Below are 14,551 nucleotides of genomic sequence, written 5' to 3' on the forward strand. Positions count from 1 at the left end.
GATCGTGCCATGAAATCCCTGCAAGTCCTGTTACTCGCACTGCTGCTGTGTTCCAGCCTGCCAACCCTGGCAGCGGAAAGCGGCAGCGGCGATCCTCGCTATACGATTCAAAACCCACCGGCCTACGCCATGCTCGGCGATTTGCTGATCGCACGCCCTTTGCTGGTGGTGGCGACGGTGATTGGTGCGGGAGCGTTTGTGGTGTCGTTGCCGTTTACCGCGCTGGGTGGCGGTATTGGCGATGCGGGCCAGGCGCTGGTGGTGGACCCGGCGAAGGCTGCGTTTGTGCGGTGCCTGGGGTGTATTGGCGAAGGGTTTGAGCAGCGCGAGTGAACTGATCGGGATTTTGTTGCGATGTTGATGCCTCATCGCTGGCAAACCAGGCGCTCACACGATTTGTGTTTCAACTCGAAACCTGTGGGAGTCTGGCTTGCCAGCGATGGCGTCGGAACGGGCGCTAGAGATTTCAGGCCTTGCCGGTGATCAGGCGGTACTTCTGCATCAGCTGTTCTTCGGTTTCCGGGTGGGCTTCGTCCAGCGGAATGCAATCCACCGGGCAAACCTGCTGGCACTGCGGTTCGTCGTAGTGGCCGACGCATTGGGTGCACAGGTTCGGGTCGATCACGTAGATCTCTTCGCCCTGGGAGATGGCGGCGTTCGGGCACTCGGGTTCGCAGACGTCGCAGTTGATGCAATCGTCGGTGATGATCAGGGACATGCTCACTCCAGCCGGGGCGGCAGGCCCGGGCGCTATAAATCAATGCGCGCAATTGTGCCGCATTGGGGCGCGCAGTGCACGCCGAGGGTGATCAAGGGTGGTTTGGCTGCTATTTGAAGATCAAGATCAAAAGATCGACCGATCGCGGCCCGAGCCTACGGCAACTCCTACCGTTTGAAGCGCTGGGTCAGGGCTTCGGCCACGGCTGGGTGGACGAATTTGCTGATATCGCCGCCCAGGGCCGCGATTTCACGCACCAGCGTCGAGGAAATGAACGAATAACGCTCGGAGGGCGTGAGAAACAGGCTCTCGACGTCCGGCGCCAGTTGCCGGTTCATGTTGGCCAACTGGAATTCATATTCGAAATCCGACACCGCGCGCAGGCCTCGCAGGAACACATTGGCATTCTGCTCTTTGGCGAAATGCGCCAGCAGCGTCGAAAAACCGACCACTTCCACGTTCGGCAAATGCTTGGTGACCTCGCGGGCCAGCGCCACCCGTTGTTCCAGCGGGAACAGCGGATTTTTCTTCGGGCTGGCGGCGACGGCAATGATCACGTGATCGAACAGGCGCGAGGCGCGTTCGACCAGATCGCCATGGCCCTTGGTAATAGGGTCGAAGGTACCTGGGTACAACACTCGGTTCATCGCGTCGTCCTGGCGGGAGTCCGTTGGGGAGTCGGATGGTATCGCAGCCGTCCCGGTCGGCCAAGTCGCCTGTTGGGTAAGAAAGCACTATAGACGATAGGAATGGTCCGTTTTTTTAGGGATTTCTTAACCGTTCGCCGAGAGAATTCGTCAGTTGCGCCGTCAGACCGTACACCGACAATTGTGGATTGGCACCAATGCTGGTGGGGAACAAAGAGCCGTCGTGGATCGACAGGTTGGTGAGCTGATGATGCCGGCCCAGACTGTCTGTCACCGCGGTTTTCGGGTCTTCACCCATCGCACAACCGCCCATCACATGGGCGCTGCCCAGACGTGTGCGATACAACTCAAGGCTCAAGCCGTCGATCAGCGAGCGCGCCTCGGCGAGGGAGTTCACGTAGCGGGCATCGGCGTGCATCGGCATCACGGCTTTGGCGCCGCCGGCGAACTGAATCTCGGCCATGCTGTGAAATGCCCGGCGCAATCCGTCCCAGGCATAGGGCGAGACTTGATAGTCGAGCACCGGCGAGCCGTCGCCGCGCAATTCGACGCTGCCACCAGGACTGTCCGGGTGAAAACCGTCCCGCAACAACGCCAACATCGCGTGAGTGTGGGGCAGATCCGCCATGTGTTGCGCGCTCTCCTGGCCGAAACCGCCGAGCAACGTAGCGGCCAGCGCCGGGTGCAGCGGTGGCACTTCAAGTTTGTAGCCCATCTGGCCAGTGGCGCCGTCTTGCCACTGGAAATAATCGGAGTAGATCGACTGAGGTGCGCCGTAAAACGGGTTGATCACTTCGTCGAAGCGCGCGGCCGACATGTTCACCAGGTGCAGAAACGTGCGTTTGCCCACCCGTTGATGCGGATCCGGCGCGTCCGAGCGCAACAGCAGCGCCGGGCTGTTGATGCCGCCGCCTGCCAGCACGTAATGCCGCGCCTTCACCGTGATCGTGCGGCCCGTCGGCGCGACGCAGCGCTCATCCATCGCCACGCATTGCAGGCTCGAGATTTTGTCGCCGCTGATCAGCAGTTTCTCCGCGCGGGCCAGATACAACAACTCGCCGCCCTGTTCCAGGGTCGCCGGGATGGTCGTGACCATCATCGATTGCTTGGCATTGGTCGGACAGCCCATGCCGCAATAACCGAGGTTCCAGCAACCGCGCACGTTGCGCGGAATCACATGCCAGCTGTAGCCGAGTTGTTCACAGCCCTTGCGGATCACGTCGTTGTTGGCGTTTGGCGGCACCAACCACGGGGCGACACCGAGGCGCTGTTCCATTTTTTCGAACCACGGCGCCATGTCGGCGGCGCTGTGACCTTTGACGTTGTGTTCTGCGGCCCAGTGTTCGAGGGTCGGCTCCGGGGTGCGGAAACTCGAGGTCCAGTTGATCAACGTGGTGCCGCCAACGGCGCGCCCCTGAAGGATGGTGATCGCGCCATCCTTGCTCATGCGGCCGATGCCTTCCTGATAGAGACTGCTGTAGGCATGATCTTCGAGCAATTTGAAATCGCTGCTGGTTTTGAGCGGGCCTTCTTCGATCAGCAGCACTTTGTAGCCCGCCGCGCTGAGAATTTCCGCTGTGGTGCCGCCGCCGGCACCGCTGCCGATGATTGCCACATCGGTTTCCAGCGTCAGGTCGTCGGTCAGTCGGGCGCCGTTGTAGGTTTTCCAGCCACGGGCGAGGCCTTCTCGGAATGGGTCGGGTACGGGCATCGTTCGGGCTCTCTTTTTGTTATATGCCGGATTTTTGGTGTTTGGGCTGATCCCATCGCGAGCAGGCTCACTCCTACAGGGTCGGGTTGGGGTTTTCAAACTGTCGGCGGGCCGGGGTAGCCGCAATGGGCCCAGGATTCGGCGCGGGTGTACCAGGCCATCATCACCATTTGTTGCAGGGAGCTGTGGCCCATGCGCAACAGGCTCAACGAGCTGTTTTCCCAGCGGTCGAGGAAGTGGCGCATGGCCTCAGGGCTGGCGTTTTCCCAACTGCCCCAGATTCCGGTCAGCGGCCCGCGCGTCACGGCCATGCCCAGCACGTCGAACAATTGTCGGGTGAGTTTGAGCATTTCCGGCGACAGGTGATTGAGGCTGACATCGAGGGATTTCAGGGTGCCATCGACGGCGGCGGGCATGTTCCCGGCAGCCACGGCGCCGTCGAGCATCACCGGAATCAGCGCACGCAGAAACAGCAGATCACCGTCACGCAAGGTGACAAATCCCTTGGCGGACACGCTCGATGAACAGCCGCTGAGGCTGGCGCCGAGCCCGGCGGTGGCAAGGAACGCCGTCGCGCCGAGGCTGAATTTCAGCAGGCCACGGCGCGACAGCGCAGGTGTTTCGGTCAGGCTTGGGTGCATTGTTTTTATTACCCGGCGATGACGAACGTTAGCGAATGAACAGCTTCTGGATCAGCTTCTGAAACGGTTTTCCGTAAGGCGGATAAATCAGCTTCGCCGCGTTGAAGCGCTGTTTGATCAGCACGCCCTTGGCCTTGCTGAAGGTGAGAAATCCTTCGTGGCCGTGGTAATGGCCCATGCCTGATGCACCGATGCCGCCAAACGGCATGTCGTCCTGGGCAACATGCAGCAGCGTGTCGTTGAGGCAGACGCCACCGGAATGGGTTTCGTGGAGCACGCGTTGCTGTTCGCGCTTGTCGTAGCCGAAGTAGTAAAGAGCCAGAGGACGTGGCCGCTTGTTGATGTAAGCAAATGCCTGTTCCAGATCGCGGTAAGGGACGACGGGCAACAATGGCCCGAATATTTCGTCCTGCATCACCGTCATCTCTTCGCTGACATTCAACAGCACGCTGTGGGGCATGCGCCGACCCTGGGTTTCGTCGAACAGCGGCACCAGCAACGCACCCTTACTGGTGGCATCGCTGATGTAATTATTGAGCCGCGCCTGCTGTCGGTCATTGATGATGGCGGTGTAGTCCGGGTTGTCCGTGAGTGTCGGATAAAACCCGCGCACGGCCTGACGATAGGCTTCGACAAATGCGCCGACGCGATCTTCCGGCACCAGTACATAATCCGGGGCGACGCAGGTCTGGCCGGCGTTGAGGGTTTTGCCGAAGGCGATGCGCTCGGCGGCGTCCTTGAGCGGCACGTCGCGGGATACGATGGCCGGGGACTTGCCGCCCAGTTCGAGGGTCACCGGCGTCAGGTTTTCCGCCGCCGCACGCATCACATGTTTGCCGATGCTGGTGGCGCCGGTGAACAGCAAATGGTCGAAGCGCAGCCGCGAAAACGCCACGCCGATGTCAGACTCGCCGAGCACTACGCAGACCAGGTCTTCGGGGAAGATTCGCGCGAGCAGTTCCTTGAGCAGCAGCCCGGTGGCCGGAGTCGATTCGCTGAGTTTGAGCATCACCCGATTGCCCGCCGCCAGTGCGCCGACCAGCGGCCCGATGGCCAGATACAACGGATAATTCCACGGCACGATGACGCCCACCACGCCCAATGGCTGATACACCACTTTGGCCGATGCGGGCTGAAACGCCACTCCGACCTTGCGCCGCGAATCTTTCATCCAACCCTTGAGATGACGGCTGGCGTAGTGAATGCCGTGCAGACTGGGCATCAATTCCGCGAGCAGGGTTTCGTCGGCGCTGCGGTGGCTGAAATCCGCACTGATGGCGTCGATCAAGGCCTGACGCTCATTGCTCAGCAAATCGCGCAATGCCTTCAGCCACTGCTGGCGCTGGGCGGCGGGCGGCATCGGGTTGGCGGCATACGCGGCCCGTTGCTGATCGAACAGTCTTTGGAGCTCATCCAAAGGCTGTTGCAGCGTTTGCAGGTAAGCAATGTCGGCAGTCATCAATGGCTCCGGATTTTATTGTAATGAGGCTATTTCTAGAGTCTATGCTCTAGAAAGTCAAACGGCTTTGCGACCCGGTCGTGTTTTATCCAATGACCGATAGGTCGTAAGATGGCCGCCATCGCACTCTGAATTTAAGCTCAAGCCATGGCCCCACGAATAAAAACCAGCGAGCGCATCGTGCAGAACAGCCTTGAACTGTTCAATCAACAGGGCGAACGCAGCATCAGCACTAATCACATCGCGGCCCATATGGAGATTTCTCCGGGCAACCTCTACTACCACTTCCCCAACAAGCAGGCGATCATCGCCGTTTTGTTCAGCGAGTATGAAACCCTGGTCGACAGCTTCCTGCGTCCGCCCCAGGGCCGCGCTGCGACGGTTGAAGACAAGCGCTACTACCTCAAGGAGTTGCTGTCGGCGATGTGGCGTTACCGCTTTCTGCACCGGGATCTTGAGCATTTGCTCGACAGCGACAGCGACCTGGCCGAGCGTTACCGGCGTTTTTCCCAGCGTTGCGTGATCCAGGGAGCGGCGATCTATGAAGGATTCGTCGCCGCCGGGATCCTGAAAATGGATCGCGTGCAAATCGAATCCCTGACCCTCAATGCCTGGATCATCCTCACCTCCTGGGTGCGTTTCTTGTGCACAACCCGTGAGAATTCCAACTACCTCAGCGAACAAGCGGTCAAGCGCGGCGTCTATCAGGTTCTGGTGCTGGAAGCCGGGTTCGTCACCGAGCAAGCTCGGGACGAGGTGAACGCCTTGTTCGAAGAATTTTACGTACCGCTGGCCCAAGCCCTTGAAGAAGGGCGCTGAATCCCTACGATCCTCACGTTTCAGGAGCCCGTTATGCCGATTGCGCAACTGATCAGTCCACAAGCGCTGGATGCCCGCAAAGACCAGCCGGGTCTGGTGATCCTCGATTGCCGTTTTGCCCTGGACGATCCGGATTACGGGCAGCGCAGTTATGCCGAAGGGCATATCGCCGGCGCGAGTTTCGCGGATCTGGAGCGTGACCTCAGCGGCAAGGTCATCAAAGGCGTGACCGGGCGCCATCCGCTGCCCGAGCCGGGCACGTTGATCGAGCGCCTGCAAGCCTGGGGCATCAATGCCGACAGCGACGTGGTTTTGTATGACGACGGCCCGGGAGCTTACGCAGCGCGGGCCTGGTGGTTGCTGGCCTGGCTGGGCAAGCGTGATGGCGTGTTCATGCTCGATGGCGGTCTCAAGGCCTGGCACGAAGCGGGTTTGCCGCTGAGTCTGGATGCGCCGACCGTGGCGCGCGGCACCTTCAGTGGGACGCCTGACATGTCGCTGCTGCTCAGCGCCGACGCATTGCAGCAGCGCCTCGGCCAGTCTGACTTGACGTTGCTGGACGCTCGCGCCATGCCGCGTTTCAAGGGGGAAGTCGAGCCGATCGACCCGATTGCCGGGCACATTCCCGGTGCGCAATGCGCGGTGTTCACCGACAACCTGGGCAGCGACGGGCGGTTCCTGCCGGCGGATCAGCTCAAGCAGCGCTTTGCCGAAAAGCTTGGCGCACGTTCACCGACGGATCTGGTGGCTTACTGCGGTTCCGGCGTAACGGCGTGCCATAACCTGTTTGCCCTGTGCCTGGCGGGTTATCCGTTGGCGTCGCTGTACGCGGGGTCGTGGAGTGAGTGGATCAATGAGCCGGCGCGGGGCGTTGCGCTCGGCGAATAAACACCCCTGCAGGAGCGAGCCTCATCATTGTCCTGCCTGGGCAAGCCATTGCGGAATGCGTCGTTCGAGGTAGTAACCCGGCCGCCGAAACGTGCCGTCGACAAAGCCGACATGCCCGCCCCGTGATTGCAGTTCAAACTGCGTGGTCGCCGACAACTCGGCCGCTTGAGGCAAGCTGTGCGCAAACACGAACGGATCGTCCGCCGCCTGAATGATCAAGGTCGGCGTGCGGATCTCGCCAAGAAAATAACGGCTCGACGCGCGGCGATAGTAATCCTCGGCATCGGTAAAACCGTGCAGCGGCGCCGTCACCCGGCCATCGAAATCCCAGAAAGTGCGCATGTTTTCCAGCGAACCGAGCGCCGCCAGCGCCGCGAGGCCATCTTCTCGCCCGTCGTGCTGAAACTGGCGCTGCTTGTTCTTGATGTAGGCGACCATTTCGCGCATGAAGTGCGCCTGGTAGACCTTTGAAAAACCCCGGCCGATCCGATCGGCACACTGATCGAGACGAAACGGCACCGACACTGCCACCGCGCCGAGCACGCCGCTGGCACTGCCAGTTTCACCCAAGTGCTTGAGCAGCACATTGCCGCCCAGTGAATAACCGATCGCATACAGCGGTGCCAGTGGCCGCTTGGCGCGCAGATGCTTGATGGCTTCGGCGAGGTCTTCGCTGGCGCCGGAATGGTAGCTGCGTGGTAGCAGATTCGGCTCGCCCGAGCAGCCTCGCCAGTTCAACGCGACGCTGGCCCAGCCCTGCGCTGCCAGCGCGGCCTGGATGCCGGCGACATAGGGCGAATTCGAGGATCCGGTCAGCCCGTGCAGCACCAGCACCAGTGGCGCATCGGCCACGTGCGGGCCATGCCAGTCAAGGTCAAGGAAGTCACCATCGTCGAGCCACAGGCGCTCGCGTTCACGCTCAAGGTGTACGGTTTTGCGCCACAGCGGCCCCCACAGCGTCTGCAGGTGTGGATTGCCGAGACCGAAGGCCGGGGTGAAAGGCGAACTGGGCGAAGCGGACGGTGGTTGCACGGAAGATCTCTGAAAAGTCATGCACACAGCAGCAGGCAAGAAGGTTGCCTGCTGCGTTCAGCAAAAAAACCTAACTTGCCACAAAGCCCGCATCGGCGCGACACATGCTCTGGTCCGGGGTGTCGATCGGTTCAGGTAACGGCCGTTGCTCGACGGTTTTTCCAACCGTCACCACGCGCCATTTATCGGCTGCGAGGTGGTTGTTGAGCGCTGCCTTGATGTCAGCCAGCGTCAGGCGCTGTGCCTGTTGTGCGGAAAAGTCCAGATCGAGGGGCAGGTTGTGACGGTTGATCTCGACCAGTCGCGCGAGTATTTGCTTATTACTCGCGCTGGTCAGCGCGCTGGTATTGGTCAAATAGCGTTTGTACTGATCCAGTTCCTGCTGCGTCGGCCCATCACGTGAATAATCACGCCACATGGACTCGATCAGTGTGTGCGTTGCCTGATGCCATTGCGGGCTGATCTGCAGCGAAATCGTCATCAGACCTGTGCCCGCCCAGTCTTCAATGTCCGAATACGCCCCATACACCAATCCGCGCTTTTGCCGCAGTTCAGCCATTAATCGGCTGTTCGAGGTTCCGCCAAAAATCATGTTTGCGGTGTGCAATGCCAGGTAGTCCGGATGCTCACGCGAGACGCCGAACTGCCCCAGCAGCAAGTGCGTCTGATCCTGCGCCAGTTCGATATGACTGCTCATTTCGGTGCCTGTCCGCTGCGCTTCTGCAATCCGTGCAGTGGCCGCAGAGGGAGGTGGTAGCGCGTTGCTGATCTGCAGACTGATGCGCTGCGCCTGTTCCACTGACAAGTCACCGACCAAGGTGATTTGCGCATGCCGCGCCGAATAGGCCTGTTTATGAAAGTCTTGCACCGCAGTTCTGGTCAGCGCTTGCAACCCCGCTTGCGTCCCATAAATCGGCGATGCGTAGGGCGACCGGGGCATCATCAAGCTGTGCATGCGTTGCTTTGCAAGATGTCCCGGGCTTTTCTCTTGGGACTTTAGTTGATCTTTCAGGTCATTCTTCATCCGCTGCAAAGCCCCCTCGCTGAGCAGCGGTTCACCGAGGATCTGCGCAAACAATTGCAACGCGGGTGCGCTTTGCTTCGCATCGCTCAAACTGCGCAATGTGTAATGGCTGCGCTCGTGATCGAGGGCGAAATTCATTTGCGCACCGAGGCCGTCGAAGGTTTCGAGAATGGCGGAAACGTCTTTTCCCGGCACGCCTTCATTGAGCATGCTGAAGGTGGCGGCAGCGAGACCGGGCGGGCCGTTGTCGTATGCGCTACCCGCCGGGAAGCTGACGTGCACATCGAACATCGGCAATTCCGTCGTGCGGATAAACAGAACCTTGGTGCCGGCCGGGGTTTTCCAGCCCTTGATCGCCAGCGTACGCGGAGTGGATTTTGCGGTGCCCGGAGCGGACAACGATTCGAGTCGTGAGGCAGGGAAATCGGCGGCGGCCTGGGTGCCCGCCAGGCAACCGAGAAATCCGAGGCAGACGAACATTGGGCGAACATGACGCAAGAATTCACTCATGAGCAGTCTCCTTGAGGACGTGCGCAACGCTCAGGCGATCTCGCGTCAGGTAGGTCATGGCGGCTTGGCGAATGTCTTGGGGTGTCACCTTGCTCAACTCGTCGGCATCTTCATCGTTCAACGCCAGCGGCAGGTCGACGATTGATAGCAGGGCCAGTTCGGTGGCCTGCTGGACGATGGAGTCCTGTGCATAAACTTGCCGGGCGAACAATTGCGTGCGCGCACGATCCAGTTCATCAAGAGCGGGCGGGGTGGATTGCAGTTCTTCGATCAGTTGCCAGATTCGTGCTTGCGCCGCGTCGAGGTCGGCGGTGTAGTTGCCCGCGAGTTCGGCACTCACTTGCAGCAAGCTGTCGCCGCGGGTCAGAGGATTGTAAAAAGTTGAAACTGTGCTGAAGACCTGCTCGGTGTATTGCAGGCGTTTTTGCAGGCGGGCGCTCAGGCTGCCGCCGAGCATGACGTCGATCAGGCGCAAGGCATGCACGGCGCGGCGGCTTTCAGCGGTGGCCATTCCGGGCACGTTGAAGGTCATGATCAAGCGCGGCGACGCCACCGGCAGTTGCAGCGTCAATTTGCGTTCGCCAGGTTGTGCCAGTTCCAGAGGCCTGGGTGGCGCCGGTGCAGCCGTTCTGGCCAGCCCGCCGAAAAAGCGTTCCGCCAGTGGCTTGACCTGATCCGCCGTGACATCGCCTGCGATCACCAATGTCGCATTGGCGGCCATGTACCGGGTTTTATACCAGTGGCGAAGCGTCGTGACGTCCATGCGATCAAGGTCATGCATCCATCCGATGATGGGCGTGCGATAGCTGCTGGCGGGATAGGCCAGTGTCAGCAGGCGTTCTTGCGCCAGATCGTCGGCATCATCCGAGTACATGCGGCGCTCTTCGCGAATCACCGCCATCTCTGTGGTCAGGTCTTCTTCGCGCAACAGTGCGGTGGACATCAAGTCAGCCATGAGTTCGAGCGCGACGTTCAGGTAACGCGGCTCAAGCGTCTGGTAGTAGGCGGTGAAATCCTTGCCGGTGAAGGCATTTTCGCGGGCGCCCAGTGTTTGCAGGATGTGCGAGGCCTCGCCGCGACACGTCTTGCTGCTGCCCTGATAAAGCATGTGTTCGAGGGCATGGGAAAGACCGGACTGGCCCGGCGCTTCATCGCTGGAACCGACCTTGAACCAGAGCTGTGACGTCACCAGCGGCGCGCGGTGATCCTCGCGCACGATGACTTTCAAGCCATTGTCGAGCATGAATGAGTGAGTGGTCGGTGGTGGCGCGGCCCGGGCCAGCATCGGCGTCAGGCAAAGAAGGAGCAGCGTCCAGCTGCGCAGAATGTCCATGTATCGTCCTCGTGGATTAACGCAAATTGCGTTGATCCACGATGGCGATTTTCAGCAAGCAAGGTGCGGTAACTATTTACCGCACTTCCATCGCGATTTCAGTCCAGACCCGTGACAGGTCATGCGCTGCGTTGCCACAGGGCGTAAAACACCTGTCCGGATTTCTGCTCGCGATGCAGGCGCCAGTTGCCGGGCATGCCGAGGGTCGACGGCGCTGTTTCGCTTTCGGTATAGACCCATGCATCGTCGGCCAGCCAGTGTCGCTCTTCGAGCAGCGCGCACACGGTTGGCAACAGGTTCTGGTTGAACGGTGGATCGAGAAACACCAGATCGAAAGGCGTTGCAGCTTGGGTTTCGAGATAGCGCAACGCGTCAGCGGTTTGTACCTGGCCGGTGGTGCAGCGCAACGTGCCGAGGTGTTCTTTCAGGCTGGAGACTGCAACGTTACTGGCGTCCAGCGCCTGGCCCATGGCCGCGCCGCGAGACAGCGCTTCGAGAAACAGCGCGCCGCTGCCGGCGAACGGGTCGAAGACTTTCGCCCCTTCCACGTACGGCGCAAGCCAGTTGAACAGCGTCTCGCGCACCCGATCCGGCGTCGGGCGCAGGCTTGGAACGTCAGGAAAGCTGAGTTTGCGGCTGCGCCATTGGCCGCCGATGATGCGCAACTGGTTCACGCCGTTATGCACGTTGTGAACCGGTTTTTTTGGACGAGTCGCCATTAATGCTCCGGAACCCCGAGCGGTTGCTCGGCAGGTTTATCAGATGGGGCCGGTAACGGCTTTTGCGGCACGGTCGGGCCAGCGCTGACGATGACCATTTTGTCCGTGCTCAGGTGTTTGTTCAGGGCGTTCTTGACCTGTTCGACGGTCAGGCTCTGGGACTGACGCATGAAGTCATCCAGGTAGCTCAGCGGCAGATTATAGAAGCCCATCGCGCCGAGTTGACCAACGATGTCGGCGTTGCTCGCGGTGGACAGCGGGAAGCTGCCGGCCAGTTCGCGCTTGGCGTCGTCGAGTTCTTTCTGGGTCGGGCCGCTTTTCAGGTAATCGGCGAGGACGTCCTGCACCAGTTTCAGGGTGCCTTCGCTCATCTCTGCGCGGGTCTGCAGGTTAATCATGAAGGGGCCACGGGCCTGCATCGGGCTGAACGCCGAATACACGCCGTAAGTCAGGCCGCGTTTCTCGCGCACTTCGCTCATCAGCCGCGTACCAAAGCCACCGCCGCCGAGGATCTGGTTGCCCATCGACAGCGCCGCGTAATCCGGGTCGTCGCGGTTGATGCCCAGTTGCGCGAGCATCAGGTTGGTCTGCTTGGAGGGGAATTCGATGTGACCGACGCTGGCTTTCGGTTCTTGCGGCGCAGCGATTTTCGCCAGTGCCGGGCCTTTCGGCAGCGCACTGGACACCTGATTGGCAATCGCCTCGGCCTCGGTGCGGGACAAGTCGCCGACCAATGCAATCACTACGTTGCCAGTGGCATAAGCCTTGGCATGGAAGTCACGCAATTGCGCGAGGGTGATCGCCGGGACGCTTGTCGGCGTGCCATCGCTGGAGTGCGCATACGGATGATCGCCGTACAGCCGCTTCATCAGTTCGATGCTGGCGAGCTTGCCCGGGTTCTGCTTCTGGTACTCGAAACCGGCGAGCATCTGGTTTTTGATGCGCGCGAACGAGTCGGCAGGGAAGGTCGGTTTGCCCACGACGTCAGCGAACAGCTTCAGCGCCGGCTCACGCTTGTCGGTGGTACTGAGGCTGCGCAGCGAAGCGATGGCCATGTCCTTGAACGCGCCGTTGCCGAAATCCGCGCCGAGGCCTTCAAAGCCCTGGGCAATTGCGCCGACGTCCTTGCCTGCCACGCCTTCGTTGAGCATGGCATTGGTCAGAACGGCCAGGCCGGGCGCGCTGCCGTCCTGACTGCTGCCGGCGGCGAAAATCAGGCGCATGTCGAACATCGGCAGCTCGCGGGCTTCAACGAACATGACCTTGGCGCCTTCGGCGGTGCTCCAGGTCTGCACGTCGAGCTTGCGACTGCTCGGTGCCTTGCCGTCCAGCTCGGCCAGCGATTGCAGCTTTTGACTGGTCTTGGCGTTGTCCAGCGCTTCGCTCGCGACGGATTTATCGCTCGGCGACAGGTAGAACGCGGTGGCGCCGATCACGGCAGCGGCCACCAGGCCGAGCAGCAACAGACGTGGGGTTTTGCGCTCACTCATGAGTCGTCTCCAATGGCAGGACGTGGGCGACGCTGAGACGTTCGCGGGTGAAATACAGCTTGGCGGCGTTCTGGATGTCTTGCGGGGTGACGCTTTCCAGGTCGGCGAGTTCGGTGTCCATCAGCTTCCACGACAGACCGACAGTTTCGAGTTGGCCGATGGCGGTGGCCTGGCTGGTAATCGAATCACGCTCGTAGACCAGGCCGGCAATCACTTGAGCGCGCACGCGTTCCAGTTCTTCGGCGGACGGCGCGGTGGTTTTCAACTGCTCCAGCAGTTTCCACAGACCGGCCTCGGCCTGCGCCATGGTCTTTTTCTTTTGCGTATTCGGCGTGGCCGACAGGGTGAACAGGCTGTCGCCACGGGTGTAGGCGTCGTAGCTCGACGAACCGCCGGACACCAACTCTTCGCCGCGTTCCAGTTGCGTCGGGATGCGACCGCTGTAGCCACCGTCAAGCAGCGCTGAAATCAGCCGCAGGGCATTGACCGAACGTTTGTCTTCAGCGGTGGCGATGCTCGGCACATTGAAGGCGAGCATCAGGCTTGGCAGTTGAGTCTGCACGCGCAGGGTGATCTGGCGTTCGCCGGGCTCGGCCAGTTCCAGCGGTTGCTTCGCGGGCGGCACGTCACGTTTGGCGATCGGCCCGAAGTAGCGCTGGGCGAGGGTTTTGACCTCGTCCGGGGTGACGTCGCCGACCACCACTAGCGTGGCATTGTTCGGCACGTACCAGGACTGATACCAGTGGCGCAATTCTTCGACCTTCATCCGGTCCAGGTCAGCCATCCAGCCGATGGTCGGCGTGTGGTAACCGCTGGCCGGGTAAGCCATCGCCTTGAAGCGTTCGTAAGCCTTGGCCATCGGCTTGTCATCGGTGCGCAGGCGCCGTTCTTCTTTAATGACTTCGATTTCCTTGGCGAACTCGTCGGCCGGCAGACGGAGGCTGGCCATGCGGTCGGCTTCCAGTTCGAAAGCCACGCCCAGACGGTCACGGGCCAGCACCTGGTAATACGCGGTGAAGTCGTCACTGGTGAAGGCGTTTTCTTCCGCGCCCAGATCGCGCAGGATCAGCGAGGCTTCGCCGGGGCCGACCTTCTCGCTGCCCTTGAACATCATGTGCTCAAGGGCGTGCGACAGACCGGTCTGGCCCGGGGTTTCGTAGCTGGAGCCGACTTTGTACCAGACCTGCGAAACCACCACGGGTGCGCGATGGTCTTCGCGCACGACGACCTTCAGGCCGTTGTCGAGGGTGAATTCATGAGTCGGTTGCGGGTCGGCCGCCAGGGCCGAAAGGGGCAGGCAGACTGTGCTGAGCAGCAGGCCAGCGGCGCGGCGGGCAAGAGCATTCATTCGTTTTTAAACCTGTTGGGCGGCCCGCTTGGTCTTAGCGTCGGCGGGCGAGAGGGTGCTAGGATACTGATCCGTTTTACTGGCGGCCACGCCTATCGGGTCACTGATCGGTCGATAGGTTGAATGGGTTTCCGGAAGAAGCTTTGGGTTTGTCAGCTAAACTCAGCGTTTTCGCCGATGATGCCGTTCCAGTCCTTCGTAAAAATCGACCT

General features: G+C 60.8%; 14 protein-coding genes. 3 read left to right on the plus strand and 11 right to left on the minus strand.

Annotation, left to right across the window (positions count from 1 at the left end; translation table 11 throughout):
• The first annotated feature begins 9 nt into the window (after positions 1-9).
• Positions 10-333 carry a multidrug transporter gene (locus GIW69_RS11100; RefSeq protein WP_236482457.1) on the plus strand — a complete coding sequence of 108 codons (324 nt, stop codon included), beginning with the start codon at positions 10-12 and terminating at the stop codon, positions 331-333.
• 133 nt (positions 334-466) lie between these two features.
• On the opposite strand, the gene GIW69_RS11105 is transcribed toward GIW69_RS11100, so the two are convergent.
• The 5 genes from GIW69_RS11105 to GIW69_RS11125 all read right to left on the minus strand — a co-directional run bounded on the left by GIW69_RS11105 (position 467) and on the right by GIW69_RS11125 (position 5,176).
• Positions 467-718 (minus strand): YfhL family 4Fe-4S dicluster ferredoxin, encoded by a 252-nt coding sequence (locus tag GIW69_RS11105; RefSeq protein WP_236482459.1) that lies wholly within the window; start codon positions 716-718, stop codon positions 467-469.
• Positions 719-885: 167 nt separating this feature from the next.
• The gene (coaD, locus tag GIW69_RS11110; RefSeq protein ID WP_236482462.1) at positions 886-1,365 is read right to left on the minus strand and encodes a pantetheine-phosphate adenylyltransferase; all 480 of its coding nucleotides are present in this window, start codon (positions 1,363-1,365) and stop codon (positions 886-888) included.
• A gap of 115 nt (positions 1,366-1,480) precedes the next feature.
• On the minus strand, positions 1,481-3,076 hold the full coding sequence (locus GIW69_RS11115; protein ID WP_236482464.1) for a GMC family oxidoreductase: 1,596 nt from the start codon (positions 3,074-3,076) through the stop codon (positions 1,481-1,483).
• A gap of 95 nt (positions 3,077-3,171) precedes the next feature.
• Complete coding sequence (locus GIW69_RS11120; RefSeq protein ID WP_236482466.1) at positions 3,172-3,717, minus strand: twin-arginine translocation pathway signal protein; 546 nt, start codon at positions 3,715-3,717, stop codon at positions 3,172-3,174.
• A 28-nt stretch (positions 3,718-3,745) separates the two neighbouring features.
• Positions 3,746-5,176: a coniferyl aldehyde dehydrogenase gene (locus GIW69_RS11125; protein ID WP_236482468.1), complete on the minus strand. Its 1,431-nt coding sequence runs from the start codon at positions 5,174-5,176 to the stop codon at positions 3,746-3,748.
• A gap of 147 nt (positions 5,177-5,323) precedes the next feature.
• On the opposite strand from GIW69_RS11125, the gene GIW69_RS11130 reads away from it, so the two are divergent.
• Together GIW69_RS11130 and GIW69_RS11135 are read left to right on the plus strand one after the other, a co-directional pair.
• On the plus strand, positions 5,324-5,995 hold the full coding sequence (locus tag GIW69_RS11130) for a TetR/AcrR family transcriptional regulator (protein ID WP_236482470.1): 672 nt from the start codon (positions 5,324-5,326) through the stop codon (positions 5,993-5,995).
• A 33-nt stretch (positions 5,996-6,028) separates the two neighbouring features.
• Positions 6,029-6,883 carry a sulfurtransferase gene (locus GIW69_RS11135; RefSeq protein ID WP_236482472.1) on the plus strand — a complete coding sequence of 285 codons (855 nt, stop codon included), beginning with the start codon at positions 6,029-6,031 and terminating at the stop codon, positions 6,881-6,883.
• A gap of 24 nt (positions 6,884-6,907) precedes the next feature.
• Here the strand turns inward: GIW69_RS11135 and GIW69_RS11140 are convergent, their stop codons facing one another.
• The 6 genes from GIW69_RS11140 to GIW69_RS11165 all read right to left on the minus strand — a co-directional run bounded on the left by GIW69_RS11140 (position 6,908) and on the right by GIW69_RS11165 (position 14,339).
• Complete coding sequence (locus GIW69_RS11140) at positions 6,908-7,915, minus strand: hydrolase (protein ID WP_236482473.1); 1,008 nt, start codon at positions 7,913-7,915, stop codon at positions 6,908-6,910.
• A gap of 70 nt (positions 7,916-7,985) precedes the next feature.
• Positions 7,986-9,449 carry a M16 family metallopeptidase gene (locus GIW69_RS11145; protein ID WP_236482475.1) on the minus strand — a complete coding sequence of 488 codons (1,464 nt, stop codon included), beginning with the start codon at positions 9,447-9,449 and terminating at the stop codon, positions 7,986-7,988.
• Entirely contained in the window at positions 9,442-10,782 is a 1,341-nt protein-coding gene (locus tag GIW69_RS11150; protein WP_236482476.1) for a M16 family metallopeptidase, read from the minus strand. The genes GIW69_RS11145 and GIW69_RS11150 overlap by 8 nt, the downstream gene beginning before the upstream one ends.
• A gap of 119 nt (positions 10,783-10,901) precedes the next feature.
• Positions 10,902-11,501, minus strand: coding sequence for a 16S rRNA (guanine(966)-N(2))-methyltransferase RsmD (gene rsmD / locus GIW69_RS11155; RefSeq protein ID WP_236482478.1), 600 nt, complete (start codon positions 11,499-11,501; stop codon positions 10,902-10,904).
• The gene (locus GIW69_RS11160) at positions 11,501-12,991 is read right to left on the minus strand and encodes a M16 family metallopeptidase (protein ID WP_236482480.1); all 1,491 of its coding nucleotides are present in this window, start codon (positions 12,989-12,991) and stop codon (positions 11,501-11,503) included. Before GIW69_RS11160 ends, rsmD begins: the two co-directional genes overlap by 1 nt.
• On the minus strand, positions 12,984-14,339 hold the full coding sequence (locus tag GIW69_RS11165) for a M16 family metallopeptidase (protein ID WP_236482482.1): 1,356 nt from the start codon (positions 14,337-14,339) through the stop codon (positions 12,984-12,986). Before GIW69_RS11165 ends, GIW69_RS11160 begins: the two co-directional genes overlap by 8 nt.
• Between the last annotated feature and the right edge of the window lie 212 nt (positions 14,340-14,551).

The sequence above is a fragment of the Pseudomonas syringae genome, from assembly GCF_021605415.1.
GTDB lineage: Bacteria > Pseudomonadota > Gammaproteobacteria > Pseudomonadales > Pseudomonadaceae > Aquipseudomonas > Aquipseudomonas syringae_S.

Coding starts and splice junctions, on each gene's coding strand:
- GIW69_RS11100 (WP_236482457.1), top strand. CDS start 10: ATGAAATCCCTGCAAGTCCTGTTACTCGCACTGCTGCTGTGTTCCAGC.
- GIW69_RS11105 (WP_236482459.1), bottom strand. CDS start 718: ATGTCCCTGATCATCACCGACGATTGCATCAACTGCGACGTCTGCGAA.
- coaD (WP_236482462.1), bottom strand. CDS start 1,365: ATGAACCGAGTGTTGTACCCAGGTACCTTCGACCCTATTACCAAGGGC.
- GIW69_RS11115 (WP_236482464.1), bottom strand. CDS start 3,076: ATGCCCGTACCCGACCCATTCCGAGAAGGCCTCGCCCGTGGCTGGAAA.
- GIW69_RS11120 (WP_236482466.1), bottom strand. CDS start 3,717: ATGCACCCAAGCCTGACCGAAACACCTGCGCTGTCGCGCCGTGGCCTG.
- GIW69_RS11125 (WP_236482468.1), bottom strand. CDS start 5,176: ATGACTGCCGACATTGCTTACCTGCAAACGCTGCAACAGCCTTTGGAT.
- GIW69_RS11130 (WP_236482470.1), top strand. CDS start 5,324: ATGGCCCCACGAATAAAAACCAGCGAGCGCATCGTGCAGAACAGCCTT.
- GIW69_RS11135 (WP_236482472.1), top strand. CDS start 6,029: ATGCCGATTGCGCAACTGATCAGTCCACAAGCGCTGGATGCCCGCAAA.
- GIW69_RS11145 (WP_236482475.1), bottom strand. CDS start 9,449: ATGAGTGAATTCTTGCGTCATGTTCGCCCAATGTTCGTCTGCCTCGGA.
- GIW69_RS11150 (WP_236482476.1), bottom strand. CDS start 10,782: ATGGACATTCTGCGCAGCTGGACGCTGCTCCTTCTTTGCCTGACGCCG.
- rsmD (WP_236482478.1), bottom strand. CDS start 11,501: ATGGCGACTCGTCCAAAAAAACCGGTTCACAACGTGCATAACGGCGTG.
- GIW69_RS11160 (WP_236482480.1), bottom strand. CDS start 12,991: ATGAGTGAGCGCAAAACCCCACGTCTGTTGCTGCTCGGCCTGGTGGCC.
- GIW69_RS11165 (WP_236482482.1), bottom strand. CDS start 14,339: ATGAATGCTCTTGCCCGCCGCGCCGCTGGCCTGCTGCTCAGCACAGTC.